Genomic DNA, 15,632 nt, shown 5'->3' with positions numbered 1-15,632 from the left:
TTACAGATTTTAGAACGACGCAGGGTTGTCCTGAGACTCAGCTTGGGTCCCCGCTTTCGCGGGGATGAGCGGTGTTTTGGGTAACTTTGATCTGAAAATCAGACGTCTCAAATGAATGTCGATCCGCTCTAGGCCGCGCTCGCCGCCGCGTTGATCAACGCCACCACCATGGCGTTGGCCGGGGTGGGGATGCCGTGGATCGCGCCGCGCCGCACGATCACCCCGTTGCGGGCGTCCAGTTCCATGGGCCGTCCGGCCAGACGGTCGGCGTGCAGCGAATTGATCCCGTCGGGCGCGCCCGCGCGATAGCCGGCGATCACCGCGTCGGGCAGGTCGTCGGGCAGGTCGGCGCCCTCGGCCCGGCCCACGGCGACGCACTCGGCCACCAGGGTCCGCATGACCTGGGCCGCGCCCTCGTCATGGGCGATCCCGGCGGGCTTCAGCGCCAGGGCGTTGACCGCCCCGGCGCAGTTGAGAGCCAGCTTCTTCCACGCCTCGGTCTTGAAGTCCGGCGTGGTCGAGACCGCGATCGGCGTGTGGGCGAACAGCGCGGCGAAATCGCGACCGGCCGCGTCGTCGGGCACGCGGATCCAGCCGTCCCGGCGCTGCAGGATCCGCCCCGGCGCCCGGCGCTCGGCCGGGATGTCGACCACCGCCGGCACGATCCGCGTCGCCGGCAGGCGATCCAGGAACGGCTCGACATGCTCGACGCCGTTGCGCAGCACCGCCAGCCGCGTTTCCGGTCCGACCAGGGCGTCCAGCCAGCCCTCGGCCGAGGCGGTGTCGTAGGTCTTGGTGGCGATCAGCACCCAGTCGACGGGCGTGGCCTTCGCGGGGTCGGTCAGCACCACGGGGTCGGCCGAGATCGCGCCGCCCGGCGTCTGGATCGCCAGCCCCTGGAACGGCGTCCGCGCGCAGACGGTGACCGACAGCGCCGGGTTCTGGGCCAGCCACGCGGCGACCGCGCCGCCCACCGCGCCGGGGCCGATCAGGGCGATGCTGGTCATGAGGAGCTCCGGTCAAAACAAAACCCTCTCCTTGCGGGAGAGGGTGGCCCGCGAAGCGGGTCGGATGAGGGGTCGCGCCCGCCGATCATGACAAGCCTTTCGACCCCTCATCCGTCAGCCCCAGGCTGACACCTTCTCCCGCAAGGGGAGAAGGTTCAGGGAACTCACTCGGCCGGAAGCGACTGTTCCGAGCGCTTGGCCATCATCTGGTCGAAGCTGGACCACACGCCCTCGCCGCCGTGCCACTGACCCTTGGTCGCGGCCTTGGAATATTCCGTGGCGCGGGCCTCGAAGAAGTTGGCGTGCTCGACGCCCGACAGCAGCGACTGCAGCCACGGCAGCGGGTTTTCCTTCACGCCATACACCTCGGGCAGGTGCAGCTGGCGCAGGCGCCAGTCGGCGATGAAGCGGATATAGGTCTTGATGTCTTCCGGGGTCATGCCCTGCACGTCGCCGGCCTCGAAGGCCAGGTCGATGAAGGCGTCTTCCATGCCCACCACGGTCTTGCAGCAGTCGACGATGTCGTCGGCCACGGCCTTGGTCACCGCGCCGGTCTCGGCGTTGAAGGCGTGGTAGAGCTTGATGATGCCTTCGCAGTGCAGGCTCTCGTCGCGGATCGACCACGAGACGACCTGGCCCATGCCCTTCATCTTGTTGAAGCGCGGGAAGTTCATCAGCATGGCGAAGCTGGCGAACAGCTGCAGGCCCTCGGTGAAGCCGCCGAACATCGCCAGGGTGCGGCAGATGTCGGCATTGGTGTCGACGCCGAACTTCTGCATGAAGTCGTGCTTGTCGCGCATGGCCTGGTATTCCATGAACGCGCCGAATTCGCTTTCCGGCATGCCGATGGTTTCCAGCAGCAGGGCGTAGGCCGCGATATGGATGGTCTCCATATTGGCGAACGACGACAGCATCATCTTCACTTCGGTGGGTTTGAACACCCGGCCGTAGCGTTCCATGTAGTTGTCGGCGACCTCGATGTCGGCCTGGGTAAAGAAGCGGAAGATCTGCGTCAGCAGGTTCCGTTCCTTGTCATTGAGCTTGACGGCCCAGTCCTTGAGATCCTCGCCCAGAGGGATTTCCTCGGGCATCCAGTGGACCTGCTGCTGCTTTTTCCAGAACTCGTGAGCCCACGGATAGCGGAAAGGCTTGTAGGCTGCCGAGGGCGTCAGGAGGCCAGGAAGGGTGATAAGCTTGGCGGACATCGGCAGCGGCTCCAGGGACGGACGGACACGAATCGGACGGACGAGTTAGGCTCTCTTGGTACCGCAGCCAGCAGGTTCATCTAGTGGTCAGTTGGTCGCAGCACACAACATGTTGTGGGTAGATTGCTAATCGATGGTTAACGCAGCATACACCATTTACGGCGCGCTTGGCTCGGGTTCCGTGCCCGTCGAGGCCACTTTGACCCTGCTGGGGCAGCCCTATGCGGTCATAGAGGCGCCGACCTGGGAAGGCGAGTCGCAAGCGGCCAAGGTGGCCGTGGTCAACCCGCTGAAACAGATCCCGGCCCTGATCACCCCGGCCGGCGAGACGATCACCGAGAGCGCCGCCATCCTGATCTGGCTGGCCGACCGCCATCCGGACGCCGGCCTGTCCCCCGCCCTCGACGCGCCCGAGCGCGCCCAGTTCCTGCGCTGGATGACCTTCATCCCCGCCTCGATCTATTCGCTGTTCTGGGTGCGCGATGAGCCCTCGCGGCTGGTCGGCGACGACGCGGCGATGCAGGCTCGGGTCAAGGCCGCCACCGCCGACCGCATCGCCGACTGCTGGGCGATGATGGAAAGCCAGCTGACGCCGGGGCGCTACCTGCTGGGCGACCAGATGACGGTGCTCGACCTCTATGTCACGGTGATCAGCCGCTGGGGCCCTCGCCGCGTGCGGTTCTACGAGGTGGCGCCGAGGATGGCGCAGGTGGTCCGGCGGGTGGACGCGGATCCGAGGCTGGCCGCGTTCTGGGCGGAGCGGTTCCCGTTCTTTGACGGGTGGGAGCGGTTGGGGCAGCCGGCCTGAGGGCGATCGTTACGTAACGCCGGTTGACACCTCCACCCCCCTTGCGTTACGTAACGACCATGACCCTTTCGAACTCAGAGCGCCAAGCGCGTTTCCGGCGCAAACTGCGGGATGACCGCACCGGTTTGGAACATCTTGTCGAAGTGTGGCGCGTTGCGCGGCAGTCGCTTCTTCAGCAGCGTGATGCGACCACTGAACGGGATCAAGAGGCTATTGCGGATTACGACAGACTGATCGCTACCTACTCACCCCAAGCCCGAACCGGAGCTTCCCTTGTTGATGCAGGCATCATCGCCGCAACCCGCGTGGGCGCCTCCGTCCGTCTAGCAATGGCAGACCTAGAAGACCGTACAGACGTCAAGCCTGAGGAGGAGCCGTTACGCCGAAGCATCCTCGCGCAAATGCGCGCCACGGCGGAGCTTCAAGAGGAACATATCCGTCAGCTCAAGGCAGAGCCGCCCGGGATATTTTATGATTCGAAGTGAGCCTATTACGACTTTCAGCCCGAAGTTAAGCTCCGCATTTGCTTGGCATCAGAACTTGCGCTCCGGTCCATCGTAGTTGAATGCCGACCGCCCCGGTCGGGTGCGATCCTTAAATCTCTTGGAGGCTGCAGCGTGCAGGGCTGGGCGGGTTGGTCAAGGACCGCCCTCCGGGCGGCCGCCGCGCGGCGGCGCTGCGCGCCGTCCTTGAGCAACCCGACCAGCCCTGCGATCGTCTCGCCGTGAGATTTAGGGAGGGCTCCTTCTCCAGGGAGAAGGGCCTCAACAAATCCCCGTCATCCCGCGCTTCATGCACGGGACCCATGGTTCAGCTTTCGCGTGAGAGATCGTTCTGGCGCCGTCCGCGCGGCGGATAGATGGGTCCCGCGCATGAAGCGCGGGATGACGGAGAAAAGGGCGCCCACAAGCACATCCATGCCCGTCAGTGCGCAGCGGCAGGCTCTCCCCGCACCAATATTCCCCAAACCCCCACTTTACGCCGCCAACCTTCACCGCTAAGAACCCCGCCGATGTCCATCGCCGCGACCATTATTATGACCCCAAAAACGACCCGCTTCGGTGGGGCGTCTTCGGGTCTGCGCGCGATCTAGCCAGCATCCGAACTCAGCCCCGCCGATGCGCGGGGCGGCTCTCATCTTCCAGAGATCCAAAGCTCCCCGCGCCTCCGCCCCTTCAGGAGACGTATCCCCGTGAGCTTCAGGTTTTCCCGTTCCAATCCCCCCCATGTCGGCGTCGTCGGCGCCACCGGTCTGGTGGGCGGCATGATGCGCGAGCTGCTGGCGGAGCGGAAATTCCCGCTGGCCTCGCTGCGCCTGTTCGCCTCGGCCCGCTCGGCCGGCCAGAGCCTGGCGTTCGGCGACACCGAGGTGGTGGTCGAGGACGCAGGCACGGCCGACTTCACCGGCCTCGACATCGTGTTCTTCTCGGCCGGCGGCGACACCTCGCGCGTCCTGGCCCCGAAGGCCGCCGCGGCCGGGGCGATCGTGATCGACAATTCCTCGGCCTGGCGCGGCGATCCGGACGTGCCGCTGGTGGTGTCGGAGGTCAATCCGCACGCCCTGAACCACATCAAGAAGGGCATCGTCGCCAATCCCAACTGCACCACCATGGCCGCCATGCCGGCCCTGAAGCCCCTGCACGACGCCGCCGGCCTCAAGCGCCTGACGGTCAGCACCTATCAGGCCGCCTCGGGCGGCGGGGTGGCCGGCATCGAGGTCCTGGCCAGGCAACTGGCCGCCGGCGCCCAGGGCGATGTGGCGGGCCTGGCCCTGAGCCGCGACGCCGCCCCCCTGCCCCCGCCCGAGAAGTGGGCCGTGCCGCTGGCCTATAACGTCGTACCGCTGAACTATGTGCTCGATGAGGACGGCTACACCGAGGAAGAGCTGAAGCTGCGCGACGAGAGCCGCAAGATCCTCGAGATCCCGGGCCTGCCGGTCTCGGCCACCTGCGTGCGGGTGCCGGTGTTCACCGGCCACTCGCTGTCGATCAACGCCGAGTTCGAGCGGCCGCTCTCGGTCGAGCAGGCTGTCGCCCTGCTGGCCGCCGCGCCGGGCGTGGTGCTGGACGACGTGCCCAACCCCCTGGCCGCCACGGGCCAGGACCCAGTCTTCGTGGGCCGCGTTCGCCCCGATCCGACCGTGGCCCACGGCCTGGCGCTGTTCGTCACCGGCGACAACCTGCGCAAGGGCGCGGCGCTGAACGCGGTGCAGATCGCCGAGGTGATGCTGGGATAGCCGTACGCCAGACTTGCCCCCTACGGGCTGCTGCGCAGCCGTCTTCCCCCGGAGGGGGAAGATGAAACGCGGATCCCATCTTCCCCCTCCGGGGGAAGACGACCGCGAAGCGGTCCGTAGGGGGCAAGTGGCCCCGCAAAGCCCAAGCTGCTAAGGCTCCCCGCCATGTTGACCGATCCCTTCTTCTACGCCGTCGCCATCCCCGCCGTGATCCTGCTGGGCCTGGCCAAGGGCGGGTTCGCGGGGATCGGGGTGGTGGCGACGCCGCTGATGGCCCTGGCCATCTCGCCGGTCATGGCCGCGGCGATCCTGCTGCCGATCCTGATCGTGCAGGACGTGGTCAGCGTCTGGGCGTTCCGGAAAAGCTGGGACAAGGGGCTGCTGATCCTGATGCTGCCGGCCGCCGCCGTCGGCGTCTTCCTGGGCTGGGCCCTGGCGGCCTTTGTCTCGACCAGCGCGATCGAGCTGGCCGTGGGCCTGATCGCGGTGCTGTTCGCCCTGCAGCGCCTGTGGGCCGAGCGGGCGGTCAGGGCGGCCGAGCAGGTTGGGCAGACGGCGGGCCGGCCGTGGCTGGGGGCCCTGTGCGGACTGGCGGCCGGCTTCACCAGCCAGATCGCCCACGCCGGCGGCCCGCCCTTCCAGATCTATGTGCTGCCGCGCCGCCTACCGCGCGACGCCTTCATCGGCACCAGCGCCATCTTCTTCGCGGTCGTGAACTGGATGAAGGCGCCGGCCTATCTGGCGCTCGGGGCCTTCACGCCCAAGGTTCTGGCGACGGCCGGGGTGCTGCTGCCGCTGGCGATCGCCTCGACCTGGGCCGGGGTCTGGCTGGTGCGACGGGTTCCGGCCGAGGGCTTTTACAAGGTGATCTATGTCCTTTTGGTCGCGGTCGGCGGAAAGCTGGTGTTCGACGGGGCCCGAGGTCTGCTTTCCTGACGACCGGCCGCCCTTTCGGCGCCATGATTATCGTCGTTCATACGTCACGCCACGCGATTAGACTGGGCTCATGACCGATTTTGCCACCCACTACCCCACGCCGGCCGCCAAGTGCGCCGATCTGGTGGTCCACCTGGCCGGACTGGCCTGCGCCCTGCTGGGCGGCGGCATCCTGCTGGGCCTGGCCTTTGGCCTGGGGTCGCTGGGCCAGGTGGCGGCGGTGTCGGTCTATACCGTCGGCCTGATCCTGATGCTGTCGCTGTCGACCGCCTACAACTTCGCCAAGGCCCGCTGGCGGCCGCTGCTGCGCCGCTTCGACCACGCCGGCATCTTCGTGATGATCGCCGCCTCGTACACGCCCTTCACCACCCAGAACCTGCATGGCTGGTGGGCCATCGGCATGACCAGCGCGGTCTGGACCGTGGCCACGATCGGCGTGCTGGCCAAGCTGCTGCTGCCGGGCCTGGACAAGCGTTTCTGGGTCGGCCTGTACCTGGCCCTGGGCTGGCTGGTGCTGGTAGCCATCAAGCCGATGTTCAACGGCATGTCGTGGGTGGCCCTGCTGCTGCTGGCGATCGGCGGCGTGGTCTATTCGACCGGCACGATCTTCTACCTGATGCGTCGCCTGAAGTTCCGCCGCGCCATCTGGCACGGCCATGTGATCGGCGGCGCTGGGCTGCACTACGCCGCCGTGCTGGTGGGCGTGGTCCTGGCCGGAGCCCACGGGTGAGGCCCGGTTGAGCAAGCCGCCCATCCTCGACCCCAACCGCATCTCGATCCAGGCCCTGTTCCGCGACCGCAAGATGCCCGACCCGATGCGCGGCAAGCGGCTGACCGCGCCGCCGGGCGACATTCAGGCCGAGGCCGTCGATTTCCCGGGCGTCCGCCTGACCGTCGACCAGGCCGACCAGGCCCTCAACGCCGTCGCCGACCGCCTGGCCCCGACGCGGTCTCTGCTGGGCCGCGACGAGTTCAACATCCTGGCCCTGTCGGGCGGCGCGGCGGGCGGCGCCTTCGGGGCCGGCGTGCTGGTGGGCCTGTCCAAGGCCGACAAGCGGCCCGAGTTCGCCATCGTCACCGGCGTCAGCACCGGGGCCCTGATCGCCCCCATGGCCTTCCTCGGCCCCGCCTGGGACGAGCGCCTGACCGACGCCTATGTCGGCGGCCACGCGGCCGAGCTGCTCAGCCTGAAGGGCTTTTCGGGCGGACTGGGCCCCAGCCTGTTCAAGGGCGAGGGCCTGGACGCGCTGGTCGCGCCGTTCATCGACGAGATCCTGATCAACGCCGTGGCCCGCGAGCACGCCCGGGGTCGCCGGCTGCTGATCGCCACCACCAATCTCGACAGCCAAAAGGCCACCATCTGGGACATGGGCGCCATCGCCGCCCAGGGCGGCGACGCGGCCGTGCAGCTGTTTCGCAAGGTGCTGGTGGCCTCGGCCACGGTGCCGGGCCTGTTTCCGCCCAAGCTGTTCGACGTCGAGGCCGGGACCGAGACCTATCAGGAGATGCACGTGGACGGCGGCGTCGCCGCGCCCCTGTTCCTGATGCCCGAGGCCTTGCTGCACTGGCGCAATCTGGGCGCCCGTCTGCGGCGGGGCCGGGTCTATGTGATCGTCAATACGGTGCTGGAGCCTTCGCCCCGCTCGACCCCGCCGGGCGTGGCCTCGATCATGGGCCGCAGCTTCGAGACCATGCTGCGGTTCTCGTATCGCCAGGCCCTGAGCCTGGCCTCGGGCTTCTGCGCCCGCCACAACCTGCCGCTCAGCGTGGCGTCGATCCCATCGAGCTTCGACCACTTCAACATGCTGAAGTTCGACACGGCCACCATGCGCCAGATCTTCGACGTGGGCGCGGGCCTGGCGCTGGGCGAGGCCCTGTGGTCCAGCCCCTCGGCCGAACCGACCGGCTGGCGCGGGCTGTTCAAGCGACAGCCGACCCGCGTGGCCATCGCCCCGGACCTGGAAGAGCCTGAAGCCTAGAGCTTTCCGTCCTGACTGCGTCAGTTCGGAGCTCTAGCTCTATTTTCAACGCATTTTCTTCACGCGAACCGGAAGCCACTTCGCTCGAAAATGCTCTAGGCCGGCTTCTTCAGGTGACGGGCGCGCAGCTTCTCGACATTGGGCGGGTCGGCGCGGAAGTCGGACGCCAGGCCCAGGCGGGCGTTGCACGACGGACAGCGGACCGAGTCCTCGTCGGCCAGATCCGGCGAAGGGTCAAAGCGCGTGCCGCACGGCTTGCACTTCCAGTCGCCCACGGGCGGCGGAGGCGGCGGCGGCGCGGGCTCGGCCATGAACGCCCGCGCGGGCTTGGCCAGTCGCTCAAGCGGCGGGGGGCCTCCCGGCGCGGCGACGCCGCTCTTGAGGCTCAGGATCTTGCGGCGCGGGGGCTCGCTCTCGCTCATGACGGCAGACAGTTCGTGGACAGGACGGGCGTTAGCTGCATGATCGCGGCGCTAAACTCAAGCGCCGTCAGACATTCACGGCCTCGACGGAGACCGAAACCGGCCCCGTCTACCAGTGCGGCTTGAGGCTGAACGACAGGGCGACCATCGAATCCTTCTGGGTCGCCATGCCCATGATCTGATCCTTGGCCTTCATCTCGCGATGGATATAGCCCAGCGACGCCTGCATCGGACCGCGCCGCCAGGCGACACCGGCCTGGGAGTCGCCGATCAGCTTGCTGGAAACGTCGGAGGTCATGCCCGCCCGGCTCCAGTCGCCGTTCTGGCCGCGCAGCATGTTCAGGCCCACGGCCCGGCCGCTGGCGGCGGCGAACACGTACCAACGACCGCGCTGGCCAAAGGCCTCGTCGCCATCGCGCAGGCCCAGGGAGCTGGCGACACGATCCTCGACGTTCTTGCCCAGACGCACGGTGGCGCCGGCCTCGGCAGAGCCGCCGGCGTCGCCGAAGCCGAAACCGGCGTGGGGCGTGACATCCAGGGCGTATTTGCCGGCCGCGAACTTGACGGCCGAGGGCCAGCCGCGGGTCAGGGTGACATCGATGTTCTCGGCGTCGAAGGCGTCGCTGTCGGGCCGCACCAGGGCCAGGGGCGTGATCGTGGCGTTACGGGCCACCTCGGCGATCGAGACGCGGACGGAATCGACGGCGCGACCGTTCTGGGCGACGACAAAGGCGTTGGAGCGCCAGGTCACCGGGCCGCGGCCGCCATAATAGCGGTCCGCGTCCAGCAGGCGGGCGTCGCCGAAGGCGGCGGCCGGCGACAGGGCGAACTCACCCTCGACCTGGGCCTGGGGCGAGCCGACCTCGCGTGGCGCGAAGCCGGCGCCGGAGGGCGCGACGTCGCGCAGGGTCAGCTTGATCGGCTCGGGCGGGGTCAGCTTGAAATTGACGGCCTGGGCCTTGCCTGGCTTCGCGGCGGCCTTATCTGAGGGCTTGGAAGACGAAACAGCCTTGCCGGCCTTTGGGGCGGCGAGCGCGGCGGATGTGGACGCTCCCGCCATGACCAGCGTCATGACCGTAAGGCAAAGCGCGGAAGTCCCAGTTCCCACGACGCGCACGTTGGATTCCCCAATCCTCTGAAGTTCAGCCTATCGGGTAATTCGCGGCTGTCTACCGCGACGAAAGCCCGCATGGTGAACAGCGCCCGGACCGAACAGTTCCGCTCAAGCAAACGGCCGCGCGAACATTGTTCGCGCGGCCGCCGGACTATTCAGGGAAAGGCCTGGCCTATTGGCAGGCGAGGCATTCCTCGTAGTCGGTCTTGTCGGGCGCGTCGAAGCCGTTGACCGGTCCCGCCATCGCCACGTCCGCGCCGGCATAGGCGGCGCGCTGCACCGACTTGGAGCGCAGATAGTACAGCGATTTGACGCCCCGCTCCCACGCCTGCCAGTGCAGCATGTGCAGGTCCCACTTATCGACATCGCCCGGCAGGAAGATGTTCACCGACTGGCTCTGGCAGATTTCCGGCGTGCGGTCGGCGGCCAGTTCGACCACCCAGCGCTGGTCCAGCTCGAAGGCGGTCTTGTAGACGTCCTTGTCGTCCTGGCTCAGGAAGTCCAGGTGCTGGACCGAGCCCTCGTTCTCCAGGATCGAACCCCACACCGCGTCGGTGTTGTGGCCCTTTTCCTCGAGCAGCTTTTCCAGATAGGGATTCTTGACCGCGAACGAGCCCGACAGGGTCTTGTGCGTATAGATGTTGGCCGGGATCGGCTCGATGCCGGCCGAGGTGCCGCCGCAGATGATCGAGATCGAGGCGGTCGGGGCGATGGCCAGCTTGTGCGAGAAGCGCTCCATCGAGCCGCGGTCGGCGGCGTCGGGGCAAGGGCCCTTTTCCTGACCGATGGTGATCGACGCCTTGTCGGCCTCGCGGCGCAGGTGCTTGAACATCCGCATGTTCCAGCTCTTGGCCAGGGCGCTCTCGAACGGCACGTTCTGGCTCTGCAGGAAGCTGTGGAAGCCCATCAGGCCCAGACCCACCGAACGCTCGCGCATGGCGGCGTAGGCGGCGGTGGCGGCGGCGTCCGGCGCGCGGTCGATGAAGTCCTGCAGGACGTTGTCGAGGAAGCGCATGATGTCCTCGATGAACATCGGCTCGTCGCGCCATTCCATGAAGGTCTCGGCGTTGACCGACGACAGGCAGCAGACGGCCGTGCGGTCATTGCCCAGGTGGTCGACGCCGGTGTGCAGCATGATCTCGCTGCACAGGTTGGACTGGCGCACGCTCAGGCCCAGCTCGCGCTGGTGCTGGGGCATGGCGCGGTTCACGGTGTCGGAGAAGATCAGATAGGGCTCGCCGGTCTGCAGGCGCAGCTCCAGCACCTTCTGCCACAGGGCGCGGGCGTCGACCTCGCGCAGCACTTCATTGGTCTTGGGCGAGCGCAGGCCGAACTTCAGACCGTCGCGGACCGCGTGCATGAACTCGTCGGTGATCGAGATGCCGTGGTGCAGGTTCAGGGACTTGCGGTTGAAGTCGCCCGACGCCTTGCGGATTTCCAGGAACTCTTCGATTTCCGGGTGGTGGATGTCCAGATAGACGGCCGCCGAACCGCGGCGCAGGCTGCCCTGGCTGATGGCCAGGGTCAGGCTGTCCATCACGCGGATGAAGGGGATGATGCCGCTGGTCTGGCCCTGGCCCTTGACCTTCTCGCCGATCGACCGGACGCCGCCCCAGTAGGTGCCGATGCCGCCGCCATTGGCCGCCAGCCAGACGTTCTCGTTCCAGACGCTCAGGATGCCGTCCAGACTGTCGGAGACCGAGTTCAGGAAGCAGCTGATCGGCAGGCCGCGCTCGGCGCCGCCGTTGCTGAGCACCGGGGTCGACGGCATGAACCACAGCTTGCTCATGTAGTCATAGACGCGCTGGGCGTGGTCGGCGTCGTCGGCGAAGGCCGTCGACACGCGGGCGAACATGTCCTGATAAGACTCGCCCGGCAGCAGATAGCGATCTTCCAGCGTGGTCTTGCCGAAGTCGGTCAGCAGGGCGTCGCGCGAGCGATCGACCTCGACCTTGCGCACCAGCGCCAATTTCGGACGCTCGGAGACCCGCATGCCCTCGGTGCGACCCTGGGGGAGCGCAGTCGTCTTCGCCGCTTCACTGCCGTTCATGACCAAAATCCATAATCAATCAGCGTGTTCCGGAGAAGGGAACGCCCCGCCCAGCCGCTACATCTTGTGGCCGAGGAGCCCCCTCAGCCCACATATGGGGCCACAGTGGCTAATGACTCGTCAACGGCGAGATGCGCCTCCGGGGCGAGTTTTTCGTTAACAAGCTGTGAACGCCCTGAACTTGCTGGGCAGGATCAAAGGGTTGCCTGACTGAACTTTTCGCAGCCGCGACAGTGGGTCGCAAGACGCCCGACTCGATCCGCCCCCGGACATCGGCGTCCGCCCACAGGATGACCACAAAAACAATCCGGCAGGCGCCCCGCGCCAGCCAAAAAGGTCGGGACAAAAAGAAAGGGCCCGGCGTTTCCGCCGGGCCCTCCCAGATCAGATGGATCGCGATCTTTAGAAGTTGATCGAGATCGTGGAACGGCGGTTCAGCGGTTCCTTGACACCGTCGCCGGTGGCGACGGCCGGAGCGCTTTCGCCCTTCCAGTCGACAGCCAGGGCTGCGGCGGCGACGCCTTGACCCACCAGAGCGTCGGCGACGGCCTTGGCGCGGCGTTCCGAGAGCTTGGCGTTGTACTTCGGCGAACCCGAGGTGTCGGTGTGACCGACGACCACCAGCTTCGTCGCCTTGCCGGCGTTGGCGTAGTTCGCGGCTTCCGAAACCACCGACTGGGCTTCCGGCGTCAGGACCGATTGGTCAAACGGGAAGTAGACGATGAATTCGCGAGCCTCATACGCCGGCGGAGGCGGCGGGGGAGGCGGCGGGGGCGGCGGCGGCGGGGGCGGAGGAGGCGGCGGGGGCGGCGGGGGCGGGGGCGGCGGGGGCGGAGGAGCAGCGAAGGAATAGCGCAGACCCACGGTCAGCGACTGATCCTTGTACTGGCCTTCGAAGGTGCCCGGTTGCAGCAGGCCCGAACCCGTCGAAACGAACGAGCTGTCCGTGCCGGCGAGGTAGCGATAGGTGACGTCGATCTTCAGCTTGTCGGTCGCCTTGATCGAGGCGCCGGCGATGGCTTGCCAGGCGACAGCCATGTCGTCGTCGTCAACCGACAGGTTCTGGACAGCCACGTTGGTGCCGGTGACGGCGCCCACGCCGCTGAACTGGCCCAGGGCCTTCACGTCCAGACGGTTCAGGCCGATGCCGGCGCCGACGTACGGGTTCAGCCAGGCGTCCGGGGCGAAGTCGTACAGGACGTTCGCCATCAGGGTCCAGGAGTCGATCGAGCCCGACGGCGAGCCGCAGGTCGCAGCGGTCGTCGAACGCACGACGCCCGGGGTGCAGAGGCCGCGCGGCTGTTGGCGAACGGCGTTGCCGCGAACCGAGGTCAGGTCGCCGGGGCGATAGCCGCCTTCGACTTCAGCGCGCCAGTTGGGCGTGAACTGATAGCCAAGGCGAACAAAGCCGGTCCAGTCCTTGTCCGAGGACCACTGCCACAGATAGGGCGCGCCGTCCGGAGCGTTGGCGGACGATTCGGTCTTCAGACCGGTCGGCCAGTGATAGCCAAGGTCGACCGCGCCGTACCAGCCGGTCTCTTGAGCGGAGACGCCCGACGCGGCGCAAACCGCAGCCAGAGCGACTCCCGCCAGGAGTTTGAATTTCATATCAAGAGCCCTCTATTGCCCTGCTCCGGCCGAAGACGGCCGAGCATCGTTATACCAAGGCGAACGTCCCGGGAAAGTGTCAGCAAAGCCACACTCGTCAGGTTTCGCTGCCCTGGATATTCGCTCCAGGAAGCCAAACAAGACTGCCCCACAAAATCAACTTCCGAGCGTATCGGCTGAAATCTTCCGCTGAGAGCGCCAGTTTGTTGGTTCGCACGTGAAACCGGGTCGCGCAAGGGCTTGCCGCATGAAAAGGCGGCGCTTTGTCGCAGCACGGCCACACCCGCGCCGTTCTTCGCGCTTCGGGGGAAGATTCCCCCCGATCAGTCGAGCGTCGTTCTGCAACGCGCCATCGCCGCGCCGGCGACCACGATGACGAACAGTCCGAGCGCGGACAGACTGGTCCACATCTCGGCCAGCTCCAGTCCCTTGAGGAGCACCTAGCGCAGCGAGGTGTCCCTCAGGCGGCGGCGGCGGCCGCCCAGGGCGTCGGGACGATTCAGCTTCTTGCGATACTCGTCGCGGCGCTCGTGGATCGAGGCGATGACCAGGCCCATCGGCACGCCGATATCCACCAGCACGGCCTCGGACAGCTGCAGACTGGCCTCGATGGTCTCGGGAACGGCGTCGGTGGCGCCCAGTTCATAGAGTCGGGCGGCGTGGCGGGCGTCGCGGGCCCGGACCACGATCGTCAGGTCGGGACGCGCCCCGCGCGCGGCGGCCACCACCGCCTCGGCCGCTTCCGGGGCGTCCATGGTCACCACCACCGCCCGGGCATTGGCCAGGCCGCAGCGTTCCAGCAGCTCAAGCCGCGAGGCGTCGCCGTAATAGATGCGGCTGCCGTCGCGACGGCCCTGCTCGACCAGCCGCGCGTCGCGCTCCACGGCGATCCACGGCAGGTCGTGGCGACCCAGCATGTCGCCCACCAGCTTGCCGACCCGGCCATAGCCGATCACCAGCACCTGGCCGGACGGCTCGGGTCCGACCCGATCGGGCTCGTCGGCCTGACCGTCGCGGGCGGGCGCCTCGGAGGTCTTGGCGACGGCGACCTTGCGCCCCAGCCGCGCGCCCAGCGCCGCCAGGGCGGGGATCAGGAACATGGTCAGGGTCGCCGAGACCAGCACGGCCTGGCCGATATCGCGCGGCACCACCCGCGCGCCCATGGCGTTGTCGAGGATGACGAAGGCGAACTCGCCGCCCGCCGCCAGGATCAGGGCCGCCTCGGCCGAGGCCTTGGTCCCCAGCCGCATCCCCCAGCCCAGGCCAAAGACCATGGCCGCCTTCACCGCCAGCAGCCCCAGGCCGACACCCAGGATCAGCACGGGCTCGGCGACCAGCAGCGACAGATCCAGGCGGATGCCCAGCGAAACGAAGAACAGGCTCAGCAGCAGGCCCTTGAACGGCTCGATCTTGACCTCGACCTCGTGGCGATACTCGGTCTCGGCCAGCAGCACCCCGGCCACGAAGGCGCCCAGCGCCATCGACAGGCCCGACAGGGCGCTGACCATGCCCGCGCCGATGATCACCAACAGGCAGGCGGCCATGAACATCTCTTCGCTCTTGGCCTTGGCGACGGACTTCAGCATCGGTCGCAGGAACAGGCGTCCGAACAGCACGATGGCGCCAAGCCCCAGGGCGGCGGGGGCCAGGGCCAGCAGGTCCTGCGGCGCGAAGGCGCCGTGGCCGCGCCCCAGGATGGTCAGGGTGATCAGGATCGGCGCGACGGCCAGGTCCTGAAACAGCAGCACCGAGAAGGTCGCTCGTCCGCCATCGGAATGCAGCCTGCGCCGCTCGGCCAGGACAGGCACGGCGATGGCGGTGGATGACAGGGTGAGCGCCGCGCCGATGGCCAGGGCGGCGACGGGCGACTGGCCCAGCAGCATCGCGCCGGCGCCCAGGGCCAGCGAACAGCCGATCACCTGCATGGCCCCCAGGCCGAACACCAGCCGGCGCATCAGTCGCAGGCGCTCCCACGACAGCTCCAGCCCGATCATGAACAGCAGGAACACCACCCCGAACTCGGCCAGTTGGGCGATCTCGTCGGGATTGTCGACGGTGACATAGTCGAGCCACGGCGCCACGTGGATGAAGCGGCCCAGGCCGAAGGGCCCCAGGATCACCCCGGCCAGCAGGAAGCCCAGGATGGGGTTGATCTTCAGCCGCTTGAAGATCGGCGCGACGACGCCCGCGGTGGCCAGGAACAGGACCAGGTCCTTGTAGTCCGCTGGTGAAACCTCGTGCTGCACGCGCTCTCCCTCTCCTGTCCG

At 67.5% G+C, this 15,632-nt stretch carries 14 protein-coding genes; 6 read left to right on the top strand and 8 right to left on the bottom strand.

Annotated elements, in window-relative coordinates:
- Positions 1–128: 128 nt before the first annotated feature.
- Positions 129–1,007, bottom strand: a complete 879-nt coding sequence (locus tag ACQY9P_RS08900; protein WP_421739615.1) for a 2-dehydropantoate 2-reductase — start codon at positions 1,005–1,007, stop codon at positions 129–131.
- A 164-nt stretch (positions 1,008–1,171) separates the two neighbouring features.
- Positions 1,172–2,212, bottom strand: a complete 1,041-nt coding sequence (locus ACQY9P_RS08895) for a ribonucleotide-diphosphate reductase subunit beta (protein WP_421739616.1) — start codon at positions 2,210–2,212, stop codon at positions 1,172–1,174.
- A gap of 133 nt (positions 2,213–2,345) precedes the next feature.
- Between ACQY9P_RS08895 and ACQY9P_RS08890 the strand changes: the two genes are divergently transcribed.
- Both ACQY9P_RS08890 and ACQY9P_RS08885 read left to right on the top strand, forming a co-directional pair.
- The gene (locus ACQY9P_RS08890) at positions 2,346–3,020 is read left to right on the top strand and encodes a glutathione S-transferase family protein (protein ID WP_421739617.1); all 675 of its coding nucleotides are present in this window, start codon (positions 2,346–2,348) and stop codon (positions 3,018–3,020) included.
- A 59-nt stretch (positions 3,021–3,079) separates the two neighbouring features.
- Positions 3,080–3,505 (top strand): hypothetical protein, encoded by a 426-nt coding sequence (locus ACQY9P_RS08885; RefSeq protein ID WP_421739618.1) that lies wholly within the window; start codon positions 3,080–3,082, stop codon positions 3,503–3,505.
- Positions 3,506–3,658: 153 nt separating this feature from the next.
- Here the strand turns inward: ACQY9P_RS08885 and ACQY9P_RS08880 are convergent, their stop codons facing one another.
- Entirely contained in the window at positions 3,659–3,751 is a 93-nt protein-coding gene (locus ACQY9P_RS08880) for a hypothetical protein (protein ID WP_421740126.1), read from the bottom strand.
- A 461-nt stretch (positions 3,752–4,212) separates the two neighbouring features.
- On the opposite strand from ACQY9P_RS08880, the gene ACQY9P_RS08875 reads away from it, so the two are divergent.
- The 4 genes from ACQY9P_RS08875 (at position 4,213) to ACQY9P_RS08860 (ending at position 8,171) form a co-directional block, all read left to right on the top strand.
- Positions 4,213–5,256, top strand: coding sequence for an aspartate-semialdehyde dehydrogenase (locus ACQY9P_RS08875; protein ID WP_421739619.1), 1,044 nt, complete (start codon positions 4,213–4,215; stop codon positions 5,254–5,256).
- Between the two features lie 165 nt (positions 5,257–5,421).
- Positions 5,422–6,192, top strand: coding sequence for a sulfite exporter TauE/SafE family protein (locus tag ACQY9P_RS08870; protein ID WP_421739620.1), 771 nt, complete (start codon positions 5,422–5,424; stop codon positions 6,190–6,192).
- 70 nt (positions 6,193–6,262) lie between these two features.
- On the top strand, positions 6,263–6,922 hold the full coding sequence (trhA, locus tag ACQY9P_RS08865) for a PAQR family membrane homeostasis protein TrhA (RefSeq protein WP_421739621.1): 660 nt from the start codon (positions 6,263–6,265) through the stop codon (positions 6,920–6,922).
- 73 nt (positions 6,923–6,995) lie between these two features.
- On the top strand, positions 6,996–8,171 hold the full coding sequence (locus ACQY9P_RS08860) for a patatin-like phospholipase family protein (RefSeq protein WP_421740127.1): 1,176 nt from the start codon (positions 6,996–6,998) through the stop codon (positions 8,169–8,171).
- A 95-nt stretch (positions 8,172–8,266) separates the two neighbouring features.
- On the opposite strand, the gene ACQY9P_RS08855 is transcribed toward ACQY9P_RS08860, so the two are convergent.
- From ACQY9P_RS08855 to ACQY9P_RS08835, 5 genes are all read right to left on the bottom strand, one after another.
- Positions 8,267–8,593, bottom strand: a complete 327-nt coding sequence (locus ACQY9P_RS08855) for a hypothetical protein (RefSeq protein ID WP_421739622.1) — start codon at positions 8,591–8,593, stop codon at positions 8,267–8,269.
- A 109-nt stretch (positions 8,594–8,702) separates the two neighbouring features.
- Complete coding sequence (locus ACQY9P_RS08850) at positions 8,703–9,653, bottom strand: lipid A-modifier LpxR family protein (protein WP_421739623.1); 951 nt, start codon at positions 9,651–9,653, stop codon at positions 8,703–8,705.
- A gap of 226 nt (positions 9,654–9,879) precedes the next feature.
- Positions 9,880–11,763 (bottom strand): ribonucleoside-diphosphate reductase subunit alpha, encoded by a 1,884-nt coding sequence (locus ACQY9P_RS08845; protein WP_421739624.1) that lies wholly within the window; start codon positions 11,761–11,763, stop codon positions 9,880–9,882.
- Positions 11,764–12,159: 396 nt separating this feature from the next.
- Positions 12,160–13,365 (bottom strand): outer membrane beta-barrel protein, encoded by a 1,206-nt coding sequence (locus tag ACQY9P_RS08840; RefSeq protein WP_421739625.1) that lies wholly within the window; start codon positions 13,363–13,365, stop codon positions 12,160–12,162.
- 440 nt (positions 13,366–13,805) lie between these two features.
- Positions 13,806–15,611 (bottom strand): cation:proton antiporter, encoded by a 1,806-nt coding sequence (locus ACQY9P_RS08835; RefSeq protein ID WP_421739626.1) that lies wholly within the window; start codon positions 15,609–15,611, stop codon positions 13,806–13,808.
- Between the last annotated feature and the right edge of the window lie 21 nt (positions 15,612–15,632).

Source organism: Caulobacter sp., assembly GCF_965279145.1.
Taxonomy (GTDB): domain Bacteria; phylum Pseudomonadota; class Alphaproteobacteria; order Caulobacterales; family Caulobacteraceae; genus Caulobacter.
This window is presented reverse-complemented; position numbering and strand designations above follow the sequence as displayed.